The 13,915-nt window shown below is 61.6% G+C and carries 18 protein-coding genes; 7 read left to right on the top strand and 11 right to left on the bottom strand.

What is annotated here, in order from left to right; all coding sequences use genetic code 11:
* Positions 1–332: 332 nt before the first annotated feature.
* Together ACX80E_RS12505 and ACX80E_RS12500 are read right to left on the bottom strand one after the other, a co-directional pair.
* Positions 333–875 carry a hypothetical protein gene (locus ACX80E_RS12505; protein WP_459302305.1) on the bottom strand — a complete coding sequence of 181 codons (543 nt, stop codon included), beginning with the start codon at positions 873–875 and terminating at the stop codon, positions 333–335.
* 450 nt (positions 876–1,325) lie between these two features.
* Positions 1,326–2,312, bottom strand: a complete 987-nt coding sequence (locus ACX80E_RS12500) for a nitrilase family protein (RefSeq protein ID WP_459302304.1) — start codon at positions 2,310–2,312, stop codon at positions 1,326–1,328.
* A 168-nt stretch (positions 2,313–2,480) separates the two neighbouring features.
* Here ACX80E_RS12500 and ACX80E_RS12495 point away from each other — a divergent pair, with 168 nt between their 5' ends.
* Complete coding sequence (locus ACX80E_RS12495; protein ID WP_459302303.1) at positions 2,481–3,395, top strand: LysR family transcriptional regulator; 915 nt, start codon at positions 2,481–2,483, stop codon at positions 3,393–3,395.
* An 84-nt stretch (positions 3,396–3,479) separates the two neighbouring features.
* Here ACX80E_RS12495 and ACX80E_RS12490 read toward each other — a convergent pair whose 3' ends face one another.
* The gene (locus tag ACX80E_RS12490) at positions 3,480–4,241 is read right to left on the bottom strand and encodes a DeoR/GlpR family DNA-binding transcription regulator (RefSeq protein ID WP_459302302.1); all 762 of its coding nucleotides are present in this window, start codon (positions 4,239–4,241) and stop codon (positions 3,480–3,482) included.
* 47 nt (positions 4,242–4,288) lie between these two features.
* On the opposite strand from ACX80E_RS12490, the gene ACX80E_RS12485 reads away from it, so the two are divergent.
* From ACX80E_RS12485 to ACX80E_RS12475, 3 genes are all read left to right on the top strand, one after another.
* A complete protein-coding gene (locus tag ACX80E_RS12485; RefSeq protein WP_459302301.1) occupies positions 4,289–4,681 on the top strand; it encodes a DUF4406 domain-containing protein in 393 nt (130 codons plus the stop codon).
* A 130-nt stretch (positions 4,682–4,811) separates the two neighbouring features.
* Positions 4,812–5,357 carry an NUDIX domain-containing protein gene (locus ACX80E_RS12480; protein WP_459302300.1) on the top strand — a complete coding sequence of 182 codons (546 nt, stop codon included), beginning with the start codon at positions 4,812–4,814 and terminating at the stop codon, positions 5,355–5,357.
* Between the two features lie 156 nt (positions 5,358–5,513).
* Positions 5,514–5,912, top strand: a complete 399-nt coding sequence (locus ACX80E_RS12475; protein WP_459302299.1) for a VOC family protein — start codon at positions 5,514–5,516, stop codon at positions 5,910–5,912.
* On the opposite strand, the gene ACX80E_RS12470 is transcribed toward ACX80E_RS12475, so the two are convergent.
* From ACX80E_RS12470 to ACX80E_RS12455, 4 genes are all read right to left on the bottom strand, one after another.
* On the bottom strand, positions 5,888–6,571 hold the full coding sequence (locus ACX80E_RS12470) for a helix-turn-helix domain-containing protein (protein ID WP_459302298.1): 684 nt from the start codon (positions 6,569–6,571) through the stop codon (positions 5,888–5,890). The two genes, ACX80E_RS12475 and ACX80E_RS12470, sit on opposite strands and share 25 nt — an antisense overlap.
* Positions 6,572–6,615: 44 nt before the next feature.
* A complete protein-coding gene (locus ACX80E_RS12465) occupies positions 6,616–7,068 on the bottom strand; it encodes a carbohydrate ABC transporter permease (RefSeq protein WP_459302297.1) in 453 nt (150 codons plus the stop codon).
* Positions 7,069–7,255: 187 nt separating this feature from the next.
* Positions 7,256–8,128, bottom strand: a complete 873-nt coding sequence (locus tag ACX80E_RS12460) for a sugar phosphate isomerase/epimerase family protein (protein ID WP_459302296.1) — start codon at positions 8,126–8,128, stop codon at positions 7,256–7,258.
* Entirely contained in the window at positions 8,125–9,168 is a 1,044-nt protein-coding gene (locus tag ACX80E_RS12455; protein WP_459302295.1) for a Gfo/Idh/MocA family oxidoreductase, read from the bottom strand. Before ACX80E_RS12455 ends, ACX80E_RS12460 begins: the two co-directional genes overlap by 4 nt.
* A gap of 136 nt (positions 9,169–9,304) precedes the next feature.
* Between ACX80E_RS12455 and ACX80E_RS12450 the strand changes: the two genes are divergently transcribed.
* A complete protein-coding gene (locus ACX80E_RS12450; RefSeq protein WP_459302294.1) occupies positions 9,305–10,372 on the top strand; it encodes a LacI family DNA-binding transcriptional regulator in 1,068 nt (355 codons plus the stop codon).
* Here ACX80E_RS12450 and ACX80E_RS12445 read toward each other — a convergent pair.
* Complete coding sequence (locus tag ACX80E_RS12445) at positions 10,356–10,874, bottom strand: TIM barrel protein (RefSeq protein ID WP_459302308.1); 519 nt, start codon at positions 10,872–10,874, stop codon at positions 10,356–10,358. The genes ACX80E_RS12450 and ACX80E_RS12445 overlap by 17 nt on opposite strands.
* Positions 10,875–10,965: 91 nt before the next feature.
* Between ACX80E_RS12445 and ACX80E_RS12440 the strand changes: the two genes are divergently transcribed.
* A complete protein-coding gene (locus ACX80E_RS12440; protein ID WP_459302293.1) occupies positions 10,966–11,343 on the top strand; it encodes a hypothetical protein in 378 nt (125 codons plus the stop codon).
* On the opposite strand, the gene ACX80E_RS12435 is transcribed toward ACX80E_RS12440, so the two are convergent.
* Entirely contained in the window at positions 11,267–11,494 is a 228-nt protein-coding gene (locus ACX80E_RS12435; RefSeq protein WP_459302307.1) for a hypothetical protein, read from the bottom strand. The genes ACX80E_RS12440 and ACX80E_RS12435 overlap by 77 nt on opposite strands.
* Positions 11,495–11,526: 32 nt before the next feature.
* Here ACX80E_RS12435 and ACX80E_RS12430 point away from each other — a divergent pair, with 32 nt between their 5' ends.
* Entirely contained in the window at positions 11,527–11,856 is a 330-nt protein-coding gene (locus ACX80E_RS12430) for a substrate-binding domain-containing protein (RefSeq protein ID WP_459302292.1), read from the top strand.
* A gap of 51 nt (positions 11,857–11,907) precedes the next feature.
* Here the strand turns inward: ACX80E_RS12430 and ACX80E_RS12425 are convergent, their stop codons facing one another.
* Both ACX80E_RS12425 and ACX80E_RS12420 read right to left on the bottom strand, forming a co-directional pair.
* Positions 11,908–12,816, bottom strand: coding sequence for an ATP-binding cassette domain-containing protein (locus tag ACX80E_RS12425; protein ID WP_459302291.1), 909 nt, complete (start codon positions 12,814–12,816; stop codon positions 11,908–11,910).
* A 12-nt stretch (positions 12,817–12,828) separates the two neighbouring features.
* Positions 12,829–13,878 (bottom strand): ABC transporter permease, encoded by a 1,050-nt coding sequence (locus ACX80E_RS12420; protein WP_459302290.1) that lies wholly within the window; start codon positions 13,876–13,878, stop codon positions 12,829–12,831.
* Positions 13,879–13,915 lie beyond the last annotated feature (37 nt).

Genomic DNA, 13,915 nt, shown 5'->3' with positions numbered 1-13,915 from the left:
TCGCAATGGCAGCGCCGTAAGGAACTTATCTGGGTGGTGGCGGGCTCATGTCCCTGACACTCTGGACAAGGCCCCGAACCACCGAGTGATCTCTATCTGAGGGCCAACCCCGAAACCATGATTTGGAGGGGAGATGACTGGCCTGATTCTTAGCGCTCTTTTGGCCTGAAACGAGCCACTAACTTGGCTCACATTCTTGGCTGAAATGGCCTACAGATAGTTGATCACACACACTCCCAACTCGTCCCGCACAGAATCTCTCTTGGGATAGCTGTCCACGTCTTCCTTGTGAATAGTCTCGCGGTTGGTTTTCAAATTCGATCGGGCCCCGATCATGTTGTGTGCCCGTCATCGAGTAGTTGTTGTTCCAAGATGGCCAGATCCAAAGGTGCTGCAGCTATCTCCACGGTGCCGTGAGTCAAAGCAAGAGACATAACCTTCATCCCCAGCGGCAGGTAACTCCTCATGCCACCGGTGACGGGACCTGGACGGCCCGCGACGCTGACTACATCCAGTGTTGTGGGCGTTCCCAAGGAGATATCGGTGCCGGACATGACCTCTTGGAATGTGATCTGATACGGCTTGCAGGTGGCGGTGCCGCCTGCCCATCTGTCCTGCAATGACCCTAGTTGGGAATCCGGATACCGGATATAGGAAATGATGCCTTGCCTTTCCAAGGTGCGCTTGCGTATTCGGGCTTTCCTCACGTAGAGACAAAAGAGTCCGGCCCACAATAGTGCGTTGAACAGGGTTAAGAAGAGTGGCGCAGGCCAGGAGAAACCGCTAGCCCAATATGCCAAAAGTGATACCAAAGCCATCAGCACGATGGCCAACGGAATGGTGGCCATCCTGTGCTGCCAAAGCCATTCCCTCATGTCCCGACCAGTCTTTCCTTGGAAGGTGGACCCGTATTCTGTTCATTTTAGCGGTGTCGCTTCGAAACGCTGAGGGACGTCAGGACCTCATTTCGAGGTGAGAACCAAAGGGTAACTGGCTAACGCAGTCCGTTCTGCCAGCCCAGCTTCTGTGGCAACACCCGAATCATTGGTTAGACACGGGCAAGACACCATGCCAAGGATGGTCGGCTGACAGCACCATTTTCAGCCAGCAAGGGCCTGTCAAAACGACAGCGGAACGGGCTCGAGTTGGGCTGCAGCGACAGTGATTCTGCGGCTCAAAATGATTGGTCCCCTTCGTGACGGGTTGAATGAAGGGCAGTTCCGCCGCGCCGAAGTCCACGACAGCGAGCACCAGTTCCGGCCCAGCCCATTTGCTGCGAAGGCTGAGCCGGCGGCGAAGATTTCATAACAGACGGGGATGACTGACTACAAAATTTCGACCGGATCTTGCGAGAAACGTGCGGCGCGGGCACCGAACTCGTGACCCTGCCGTTCGTTCAGGATGGCGTAGAGCTCCGGCCTGCGCCCCCGAATCCAACGCCGGCCGGTTGAAAGCGGTATGAGGCCGAGGTCGAGATCGGCTGTGACAATCGCCTCGTCGGCGACCCAAGTTTCGGCGATAATTGACCCATAGGGGTCGATGATCATAGCGTTTCCCGTGCGGATTTCGTCGTCGTCTCGGCCTACACCGTTGCTGAAGAGAACGAAAATTCCGTTGTCGTGGGCCCGAGCCGGCAGCCAACGCATGAGCCACTCGCGGCCATGGGGCCCACGGAAAGCGGCTTCGATCGCGGCAGGATCTGCTGTGCGGTTTTCCCATAGCTCGGCCGGGATAGGTTTCATTCCTTGCGGGCTTGGGGAGTTCGTGCCACCGGTCTGGTGAGGGGCCACGAGCACTGTGGCGCCCAAGAGCGCGGTTGCACGAACGTTTTCGACAAGGTTGTTGTCCCAGCAGATCAGGATTCCGATCCGGACGCCCCACGGTGTGTCAAAGACCGTGAACTGCGAGCCGCTCTCGATGGCGTCGTGTTCGAACGCGTGGATCTTGCGGTGTGTATGCAGAGCGCCGTCTGGCAGGCATACCGTGTAGGAGTTGTAGAGCAGACCGTCGGCACCCGCCTCCAGGTATCCGACGCCGATGCCGACAGCTAGTTCACGGGCGAATCCCTGGACAGCCTTGATGTGAGCGCCACTCTCGGGCTCGGCAAGCTCCAGCAAGCGTTCGGATGTCTGTTTGCGAAGGTGCCAGTAGCCAATCAGGCACATTTCCGGGAACACGACGAGCTGCGCCCCGTCCTCCGCCGCGATGGTTGCAAGCCGGCGGACGATCTCGAGATTGCGGTCCGGACGGTCGGGGACCGCTTCAAACTGGACAACTGAGGCGCGCAAAGTGGGCTGTGAATCGTTGGGCATCGGGATCTCCTTTGTAGTGACACCTCCAATGCTTGTAGCAGCAATACATTCTGTCTAATGAATCTTTGGCACCTTTTGATTCCATTGCGGAATAGAAGCCACATAGTACTTCCTAGTCGCATGCATCGTACAAGCGAATCGATAGAGGGCTTTCGATAGAGTTGGGGAATGGAACTACGCCTATTGCGCTCATTTATCGCCGTTGCTGAAAACCAGAACTTCGGCGCCGCAGCGAGGTCGTTGTCTACCACCCAGCCCGCCCTCACCAAACAGATTCAAGTCCTAGAACGGCAAACAGGAAGTACGTTGTTCACCAGGGGCCGGCACGGTGCACTACTGACCCCGGCCGGACGGACGTTGCTCGTCGATTCGATTGATCTGGTGCGCAGAGCAGACGCCCTTGCCCAGCGCATGAAGCGCGTGGCAGCGGGCGCAGAAGGTGTACTCAACGTGGGGTTCGGGATGTCGGCGATCGACGTCGCTCCCCGCACCGTTGCCGACTTCCGGACCAGCCACCCCAGAATCGATATCCGGCTCGAAGACATGTCGTCGTCCGCGCAGTTCGCCGCTATCCGTAACGGGGCACTCAGCATTGGTTTTGTTCGCCTACCGGCCCCACCAGACATTGCCACGCGGGTTATTCGCCACGATCAGCTAGCCCTCGCCATCCCACGCGGTGAGGCAATTCCCGAGCCCGGTCGCGAATCATTGCGGAAATGGCTCGACGCCGGATCTCTGATCCGCCTTGTACCGGCGCGCGGCCCCGGGCTGGCGGCCCAAACCAACAAACTATTCAAGGACTTGGGCTGCAGCCCGAAGGTACTGTACGAGACGTCCGACTTGCTGACTGTTCTGGCCCTCGTGGCTGCCGGAGCGGGTTCCGCCCTCGTGCCTGCCAGTTCCTCAGCGATCGTTCCTGACGGGGTGCAACTTATTCCTCTCGATCTCGAATCCGCAGTCTGGAGTATCGGGACCGCTTGGCTCATCGAGAGCAGAGACCCCTTGATTCCCCTGTTCCTTCAGTCAGTCGCGAACCACCCGCAAAAGCACGACCCGGCTACCACGACAGTCCCGCGAGATTGAGGATGTGTCCCGCGACGAGCATTCGTCGTGTTTGAGCGCCGCTACCGACGGCGACATTCGCTATCAGGAGTTCCGCAGCAGAGATCAAGCGTCCGCGTCGATGAGCGTAGTGCCATCCTTTCGGAGCTCACTGAGTGTCGGATCGTTGTGTGGGCGGTCTGTGATGATTCCGGCGATCGCGTTGAGGGGCAGGACTTGGTAGCGGGAGGCGACGCCGATCTTTTCGGTGCTAGCGAGAACGTAGGTATCGGCTGCCCGGCCCGCGAGCGCCCGCTTCATGGCCGCCTCCTCAACATCCCCTGTGGTCAGCCCCTCCGAACTGTGCACACCTGTCACACCGAGCAGGAACAGATCAGCAGAGATCGTCTGTGCTGCTTCCACCGCGGCGGCACCACATGTGACGGCCGAATGTTTGAAAAGACGACCTCCCAGAAGAAAGACGTCGATGCCCGCATGCGGCACCAGTGCTGCGGCGATGGTGGGGCTATGCGTGATGACCGTGCAGGACAGGGAAGGTGCAAGCGCCCGAACGACGGCGAGTGTGGTTGTCCCGCCGTCGAGGATGACGGTACTCCCCTGCCCAATGAAGCGGGCGGCGCACCGGGCGATCCGGTCCTTGCTGTCCGGCTGAACACTGGCGCGGGCGGCGTAGTCCGCAGCCGCCGACGGAACAGGCAGGGCTCCGCCATACACGCGTTGGCACAGTCCCGCGGCAGCAAGTTCCCTGAGATCACGGCGAACAGTGTCATCGGATAGACCCAACTCGGCCGCGATGTCCTTCGCTATCAGCTTTCCCTCTTCGGCGAGGCGATTGAGGAGGATTGAGTGGCGTTCAGCAGCGAGCATTCGCGTTCCTTCCGATTCATGCACGTTTTTGCACTAGTCTAGTGGCTATGACCAAATCCCTGATGATCCTGATTGCTGGCCCCTACCGTTCCGGGACAGGGGATGACCCGGAGCTGCTGCGCCGAAACCTTTCCCGCCTCGAGCAGGCGGCATGGCCGATCTTCAAAGCCGGACATTTGCCGATGATCGGGGAATGGGTGGCGCTCCCGGTCCTGGATAGCGCCGGCGTGGAGGATCTGTCGGATCCGATCGCCGGTCAGGTGATGTATCCGACGGCCGAACGCCTTCTCCAGAGATGCGATGCGGTCCTCAGGCTGGCCGGTGAGTCACAAGGCGCGGACCAGGACGTTGCGATCGCCCGCGACCGTGGCATACCGGTTTATTACAGTCTGGATGAGGTCCCAGGCGCTACCTCGACACTAACGGACACCATTCAGTGAGACTAGACCGCGGGAATCTCCTAGGTGGACAGCCCGGTGTGGAGGTCCCTGACAACCGGGGCCGTACAGGCTGGACCGTGCAGGTGTCGGTCTGGACCGTAACCCGGACGTCAGGATCACCAAGGTCGATGTGACGTCCGACGGGTGGCACGTTCTGCGCCGAACCACCTACGCGTATCGCCGGCGCGACGGCCAACAGGTCGTGGAGGAGCGGGAAACTCATGACCGGGGAAACGGTGCCACAATCCTGGTCTACGATCCTGTCCGGAGAACTGTCCTGCTGACCCGGCAGTTTCGGTTCCCGGCCTACGTCAACGGGCACGCTGACGGCATGCTCATCGAAACGGCAGCAGGCCTGCTTGATGACGATGCTCCCGAAGTTGCTATCCGGCGGGAAGCCAGCGAAGAGCTCGGGGTCACGCTGGGAGATTTGCACCATGTTTTTGACCTCTTCATGAGCCCCGGTTCCGTCACGGAGCGCGTCCATTTCTACGCCGCACCCTACAGTCCGAACGACCGTACAACGGCCGGAGGCGGTCTACCGGAAGAAGGTGAAGACATCGAAGTTCTCGAGATTCCCTTCGATGAAGCACTTGCCATGATATCCGCGGGCAGGATCGTCGACGGCAAGACAGTCATTCTCCTTCAGTGGGCCGCCATGACCCACCTCCTCTGAGCCGTCAAGCGGAAAGCCCCGGGACCAACGCACAAAACCCGGGCTGTCGGGAAACCGGAGACGCCAGCCCCTGCACGTCATTTGAGCAAAGTTTAGGGGCACTGTGCTGGCCGTTTTGTTCAAGACGTGTGGTTTCTAGGCTCATATAGTGAAGGCATGACACTAAAACTCGGATTCATCGGCATTGTCACCAAGGACATGGCCGCCTCGCTGGCGTTCTACCGCACCCTCGGTGTGCGCATAGACGACGATCAAGACGCCGCACAGCACGTTGATGCGAAGCTCGACGACGGGACCACGCTAGCCTGGGACACCATCGAAACAATTCTTGGATTCGACTCGGGCTACATTGCACCAACCGGAGGGCATCACATCGCTCTGGCCTTCGACAAAGGGAGCCCCGCGGCCGTTGATGCGGCGTTCGCCGAGCTAACCAAGGCTGGTTACACCTCGCATGTCGAACCGTGGGACGCGCACTGGGGCCAGCGCTATGCCACGCTCCTTGACCCCGACGGCAATTCCATCGACTTTTACGCCGAGCTCGACAAAAACTGACCAGGGCTCGCGCCGACCAGACGGCCGAACTCTCGTGAGAGATGCGGCTGGTCGGCGTAGCCTGCCCTCGCCGCCGCCTCGACGGGGCTAGTTCCCTCCCTCAAGAGCGCCTGTGCCCGCTTCGCACGATTGATGCGCACAAGCGTCAGGTAGGGGTAGCCAAAATCCGTGAGCATCCGGCGTCGGAACGTCCTTGGCGAGCAATCGAGCATTTCAGCTACCTGCCACGGCGGTATTCCACGACTCGCCTGGCGGCGGACGAACGAGACCCATGACCGGTCTCGGTGTGATGCTGCACTGAAGGCAGCGGCAAGTTCGGGTACGTCCGGCCACGATACTCGGGCCCGCTCGAGCACGTTGCGCACCCGCTGGGCCTCGTCACGTCCCATGATGCAGGGCAACGACGCAACCTGGTCCCTGATTTCTACGAGATCGAGCGCAAGCGAACTTGCCGCGCCACCGGGCGCGATGCGGAAACCGAAGGTGCCGCCGTCGTCGTCGGCGCGCGTCTGGATCCAACTAGTTGATGGGCCCGCCACAAATACCTCTTCGTCCCGGAGGATCAGGTCCACACATCCATCAGCCGGAATGATCGCGCTTTGGTCGCCGCTCGAACGCCAGATCGCGTTGCCTCCACCAAGAGCTAGTTCCGCATACATTTCATCATCATCTCAGCAATCGATCCAATGTCCCGTATGCCTCGCTATTTACCCATCCCGTCGGCCAGCCCCCGAATGAAGTACCGCTGGCTGGCATAGAACAGGACGACGACGGGGATGGCCGCAATGACCATGCCGGCAAAGACGACAGCATACTCCGTGCCGTTTTTGCTCATCAGTGAGGTCAGACCCACGGGTAGTGTCTGGATATCTCCACCACTGGTGAAGACCATGGCGAAGAGGTATTCATTCCAGGTGAAAAGGATGTTCAACACTACTGCGGAGACGAGAATGGGGCGGCACATTGGCAAGATGACGCGCCAAAACGCCACCGCGCGACTGGCCCCATCAACTTCGGCTGCTTCATCGACTTCCCGAGGCAAGTCCAACATGTAGGAACGTATCAGGAAGGTACAAAAGGGGATCCGGAAGGCCGTGTAGAGGATGAGCAGTGCCCAGAAGGTGTTGTACAAACCCAGCGCCTGGAACAATTTCACCAGCGGTACGAGTGCGACGGCCCGGGCCAGCCACTAAGGATGCCGACCAAAGCAGTCCTAGTTTCCCTGCGGGTCTGATCAGGTCTCGCAGTAACAATTTCCGCTTGCTGATCCGTGCGTGCCCGCAGGGGAACTCAATGGCAGGGCGCCCCTGGCTCAGGCCGAGGTCCCGGCGAGCCGGAACTGACTACAGGCTCAAGAGGAAATCGATCGAGGTGCGGACGTCGAGGGCTGGGCCCGCACCCTGCGGCGCCTCGGTCAGGATGGCGTCTTGTTCCATGACATACCAGCCCGTGTAGTCGACGGCCTTGAGCGTGGCGACGATCTCGGCAATGCCGCAATCGCCTTGGCCTAGCGGGACAAACATGCCGGCCTTGACGCCATCGGTGAATCCCAGTTCGCCACGGCCAACCTGCCCGGCAAGGTCAACCTTGACATCCTTCAGATGTGCGTGGCCCACCCGCGCGGCGAACTTGCGAACCAGGGCCAGCGGATCAGTGCCCCCGATCAGCAAGTGGCCGGTGTCTAGGCAGATGTTGGCCTCTGTTGCGTTGAGCAGCCGGTCGACAGCGTAGGCGGATTCGATCATGGTTCCCACGTGAGGGTGCAGTACAGCCTGAATGCCGCGGTCCGCGGCCCGCCTGACGGCTTCGGCCAGGTTGCTGCTCAACGTTGCCCACTGCTGTTCGGTCATCTCCTGTTTCTCGTCGTAGGAGACAGCACCGCTGTCTGCGGAGAGCACCAGCACCGTGGCGCCAGCAGCTTCAAAGGCGTCAAGTTCGCGTTCAATCGCCGGAAGCGGATCGTTGCCTTCTTGGTGCAGCACCGATGGGAAGAACCCGCCGATGGCCGTGAGTCCAAACCGCCGAAGCACCTCGGCGCGCGGCCGTGGTTCAACGGGCAGGAATCCCACCGGGCCGAACTCGGTGGCCCTGATGCCGAGCTCCTTCATCTCCTGCAGGACCCGTTCGGCTGGAAGCTGGTGTCCCCAGTTTTCGGCTTCGCACACACCCCAGGAGATCGGGGCGGCGGCGATTTGGCTGGCAATTGTCGAGCTCATTGTGCTGTCCTTGGGGATAGTAGTGCGACTTTGACCGCAACGCCGGTTTCAAGTGATTCTTGCGCAGCATCGGCCACCCGGGAAGCGGCGACGGCGTCTTCCGGAGTGCAGGGGTTCTCCCGCTGGCCGAGGATGAGTTCCACAAATGCGACAATCTCCGAGCGATATGCCTGGTGGAAACGTTCCGCGAACGTCATGTGCGCCTCACCGGAGGGAAACGTGATGCCGTTTTCCGCCGAGGCCATGGCCATCTTCGCATCCATGCCCACCATGACCGACCCCGCGGAGCCCTGGATCTCGAGCCGGACATCGTGTCCGGCCCCGTTGTAACGGGTCGCCGACACAGTTCCTACCGTGCCGTCGTCGAACGTCACCACGGCTAGGGCCGTATCCACATCCCCCACCTCACCGATGGCAGGATCGCCATTGTTGGAACCCTTGGCGTAGACTTCCACGATTTCGCGGCCAGTCAGCCAGCGCAGGATGTCAAAGTCATGGACCGAACAGTCCCGGAACAAGCCCCCGGACGATTTCAGGAATGACACCGGCGGGGGCGTCATGTCACAGGTGACCGCGCGCAGGGTGTGGATCCAACCCAACTCGCCGGCTTCAAGGGATCTCTTGGCCTCCAAATAGCCGGTGTCGAAACGGCGTTGGTGGCCGATCTGGACAGTGCCGCTGTTCTCCCGGACGTAGTCCAGAATCGGGAGCGCGTCTTGAACATTCATGGCGACGGGCTTTTCACAGAAAACCGGTACACCGGCGTCCACCCCGGCACGGATCAGCTCCGGGTGGGTGCCCGTTCCGGTGGCTATGATCAGTCCATCCACACCGGAATCGAGGAGCTCTTGCACGGACGGCACAAATTCCGCACCGAGCCCGCTGGCCACGCTGCGGGCATGATCCGCGGCAACGTCGGTGAGCTTGAGCTGCACGTTGATCCCCTGCGGGTTGAGCACCTCGTTGAGCGTGGCAATGTTACTGGCGTGCATGACGCCGATCCGCCCTACACCGACCAGGCCGAGAGTTACGTTCCTCATGGTGTTCCTTTGCAAGTAAAACCGGGATCCGAACCCAGGTATTGAAGAATATTGGAACGCTCCAACATCTGCTTGCTAGACTAGGGGAAGTCAGCGATCCGCGTCAAGACTTTGTATTAACAAACTGGAGGAAGCAGTGAGCGAACCCGCCCGAAAGCGAGCCGCAACCATTCTCGACGTGGCTTCCGCGGCAGGGGTTTCCAAGTCAGTGGTTTCCCTGGTGCTCCGCGAAACCGGCTACGTCAGCGCCGCCAAACGCGAGTCTGTCGCGGCTGCCGTCCGGGAGCTGGGATACCGCCCGAATGCTGCCGCCCGCTCTCTGAGCGAGTCGCGAAGCCGCACGATTGGCGTCGTCCTCAATGACATGCGCAATCCATGGTTCGTCGAGGCCGTTGAGGGCCTGAACTCGGTGCTGAACGAGCGCGGACTGCAAATGGTGATGGGCGACTTCCGTCTGGACAGCCGCAGCGGCGAGTCCCTGCTGCCCAGACTGCTTGAGATGAACGTTGAGGGGCTGGTGCTGGTGGGCACCATGCCCGCGAGCGCGAGCCTGTCCGCCGCGACCGAACTGGTGCCAACCGTGGCGCTGGGCGCACCGTCAGCCCCGAGTGCCAATGTCACGGTGGTGACCAACGACGACGAAGCTGGTGCACGCCTGGCCGTGGATCACCTGCTGGCCCTGGGCCACCACAGAATTGCCCATGTGGGCGCGGACCACACAGCCGTCGGGGCGGCCCGACGGCGAGGCTACGAGCGGGCGATGGCGGCGGCTGGCCGGGGTGAGTTTATTCGCACAGCACCCGGGGACCTGACGGAGGAGGGGGGCTACAGGGCCGTCGGCGAGCTGCTCGGCGGCCTGGACAGGCCCACTGCCGTTTTTGCGGTGAACGACATGGCCGCATTGGGTGTCATGTCCGCCGCAGAAGAGCGCGGCCTCGCCGTGCCGCAGGATCTGTCCGTGGTCGGCTACGACAACACGCCCCTGGCCAAACTCCGGCGGATCAGCCTGACGTCCGTGGACAATTCCAGCCATGCCGCCGGGCGGCGGGCGGGCGAGCTTCTGCTGGCCAGGCTTGTGCCCGGCAGCACAGTGCCGGCGGATGAGCTGCTGCCCCCGGTTCTTCAAAGCCGGGGCAGCAGTGCTGCTCCTACACGCCCTGACCATGCACGCTTGACGACGCCGGGGCTCAGGTCCGCGGGGTGAACGCCGCACGGAAGGCGGCCAAGGCGGCGTCGCTGTCGCCCTGCGCCCAGGCCTCCATGCCGACAGTTCCGCAGTATCCAGCCTCGCTGAGCGCGCGGCCGACGGCGGTGTAGTTGATTTCCCCGGTGCCCGGCTCGCAACGGCCGGGCACGTCCGCGACCTGAATCTCCCCGATGTGCGGCATGGCCGAGCGAACCAGCTCGATGAGGTTCCCCTCCCCCATCTGTGCATGGTAGAGGTCCAGCATCACCTTGATGTTGGGGTGCCCGGCGGCCTCCACCAGGGCCAGGGTGTCCCTGGCCAGTGGGATCCCGGGATGGTCTAGGACCGTATTGAGGTTTTCAAGGCAAAACGTCAGCCCGTACTTGTCCCCCAGCCCGCCCAACGTTGCCAGGGTCCGCTGACCGGTCAACCACATCTGGCCCGTGGAGCGGTAGCTGGGACGGGCGGCCGCGCCGTTCACCAGTTCTGCCGAATGCACCACCATCCGACTGATGCCCAGCGTCAGGGCGGTGGGGATGAGCTACTCGGCGGTGCGCACCACGTCGTCGACCGTGGCCGGATCGACCACACAACCGGCGCTGTAGCCTGTCATGGAGGAAAAGACCGCCCCGCTGGACGGAATCCATACAGGCCAGCGCGATGCTGAGCGCACGCCGCGCGTCTCCCGGACCGGGAGTCACACCGCTTCGCGTTGTGGGGCTGCCGTCTCGCAGGCCCCGGATGACTGCGGCAAAGTCCGCGAGCTCATCCGTGTAGGCCTGGGCGAAGAGTTCAATGTTCAGCCGTGGCGTCTGGGCCGAAACACCGTCGGCCGTGTAGCGGCGTGCCGAGGTCGCCATGCTCCGCCGCGTCTGGACCATGGCCTTGGACCCGAACACTTCGCCGGGGACGTCATAGCCATAGAGGGCACTGAAGCTTGCTTCCGCCACGGCGCCGTTGCTGTAGCTGCAGCTGCGGCCGCCCGATGACCCCGGCGGAAACCTCACGTTTAGCGGCACCGAAATCGTCCGCATAACGGCGGTTGAACCCGATCTGGAAATGCACGCCAGCAGACTCCACCTCGACCAGGGCTGCGTCGAGCTCGGCAAGCGTCAGCCCGGCCGGCTTTTCACAGAAGATGTGCTTTCCGGCGCGTGCCGCCTGCCCAATAAGTGTGGGGTGGAAGCCGTCCAGCCGGGCAGGTTCGGCCCAGCGCCAAAGTCGTTTTCAACGACCGCTGTGCGCTGGGCGTGCTGGATGTGCTCGGCAAGGCGGGGGTGAGCGTCCCGCAGGATATCTCCGTGGTGGGCTACGACAACTCGCGGCTGGCACGGCTTGAGCACATCAACCTGACCTCGATCGGCCAAAACGGGCCGGAGCTGGCCACGGCTGCCGTGCACGCGGCCACCGCCCGGCTGGGCGGCGGTGCCGCCGAACACCTGTTGGTACCGCCGTTCCTGGAAATCGGCGGCACCACAGCGGCCCCCGCCAGCGCGTCGTAGCGGACCCCGGCTCGTGGCGTTGGCCACCAGCCGGGGATTTTCGGGCGTGAACTAGCCGGGCTGATGGCTGGTGGGCCCGGCCAACTCGGCCTGTACCTCCTTGACAACCTCACCATGGCCGCCCAACTCCGCAAGCTCATGGGCCAGTTCTGCCAGTTCGGCACCGCCAGCCATCTGGGCCGTCAGTTCCTCGAGCGTCACATCCTTCTTCTCGTAGTAGCCGATTGACTTGCCTCGTTTGAGCAGCAGGAACCTGTCGCCCACGGGGAAGGCATGGTGCGGGTTGTGCGTGATAAAGACGACGCCCAGGCCACGGTCCCGTGCCTGGAGGATATAGCGCAACACCACACCGGACTGCTTCACGCCCAGGGCCGCCGTCGGCTCATCAAGGATGAGCACCTTGGCCCCGAAGTGGACAGCCCGGGCGATCGCGACGCACTGGCGCTCGCCGCCGGAAAGCTGGCCGATGGGTTGTTCAACATCGCGCAGGTCGATGCCCATCTCGGCGAGCTCACTCAGGGTAATGTCCTTCATCCGCTGGACGTCCATGCGCTTGAACGGGCCCCACCCGGTGGTGAGCTCGGAGCCCAGGAAGAAGTTGCGCCAGATCGGCATCAAGGGGACGACTGCCAGGTCCTGATACACCGTGGCAATGCCAGAATCCAGCGCATCGCGGGGGCTGTCGAGTTTCCGCTCCTCGCCCAGGATTTTGAACGTCCCCTCGTCATGCTGGTGCAGGCCCGCAATGATCTTGATCAGTGTCGACTTACCGGCGCCGTTGTCGCCCAGAACGCAGGTGACCCGGCCATTGTCCACGGCCAAGGTCACATCGCTGAGCGCAATGATATTGCCGTAGTGCTTGCCCACCTTCTCCAGGGAGAGCAAGTGAACAGGGGTGTGAGTCAGTGGGTCCTGCTCATTCTGGAGCAGAGTCTGCTGCTCAATCCGTTTGGTATTCATGGTCATGGCCCCTTACTTGAGTTCTGCTCGGCGCTTGACGATCAGGTTGACGATGGTGGCGAGCAGCAGCATCAGGCCCAGGAAGAACTTGAACCAGTCCGGATTCCACTGTGCGTAGATGATGCCCTTGTTGGCCATGCCGAAGATGAAGGCACCGATGGCCCCGCCCACGGCAGAACCGTAACCACCCGTCAGCAGGCAGCCACCGATCACTGCGGCAATGATGTAGAGGAATTCGTTGCCGATTCCCTCACCTGATTGCACCGTGTCAAAGGCGAACAGGTTGTGCATGCCCAGGATCCAGCCGCAGAAGCCCACGGCCATGAAGAGTCCGATTTTGGTCTTGGTGACGGGAACGCCGACGGCACGGGCAGCAGCGGCGTCGCCACCAACAGCGAAGATCCAGTTGCCAACTTTGGTGCGCAGCAGGATCCAGGAGGCAACCGCGACCAGGATGAGCCAGATGAAGATCGTGTTCTTGACCTCAACTCCGCCGATCATGATGGAGGAGGCGAAAATGGCCCGGGCGGAAGAGAAACCGTCCATGGTGGAGATGGACGGTGAGGACACCGAACCACCAATGAGGCGGGTCAGCCCAAGGTTGAGACCTGTGAGCATCAGGAAGGTTGCCAGTGTCACCACGAAGCTGGGCAGCTTGGTCTTGATCAGTATCCAGCCGTTGATGAAGCCGATGGACACCGACACCACCAGGGCCAGTCCGACCCCGACCCAGACATTGGAACTGAAGTACCAGCTAAAGAGCGACGCCGTGAGGGCCGAGCTGATGACAGCAACACCCGTGGACAGGTCAAATTCGCCGCCGATCATCAGCAGTGAAACACCCACAGCCATGATGCCGATGGTTGAGCTGCCGTAGAGGACTGTGGAGATGGCGTTCGGCTGGGTGAAGGTCGGTGAGACGAGCGCGAAAAAGATGAAGAGCACAATGGCTCCCACGAGCGCACCGACTTCGGGGCGTCCCATGAGTTTTTGGAGCGGATTTCGAATTCCCACCCGTTCATCAAGGGTCGGCGGTTTGGCCAATGTTTGGGTCATGATCATTCTCCTTGTGTGTCTGCTCCCGGGAGTGCCGGGGGCA

The sequence above is a fragment of the Arthrobacter sp. TMN-49 genome (genome assembly GCF_054511095.1).
This window is presented reverse-complemented; position numbering and strand designations above follow the sequence as displayed.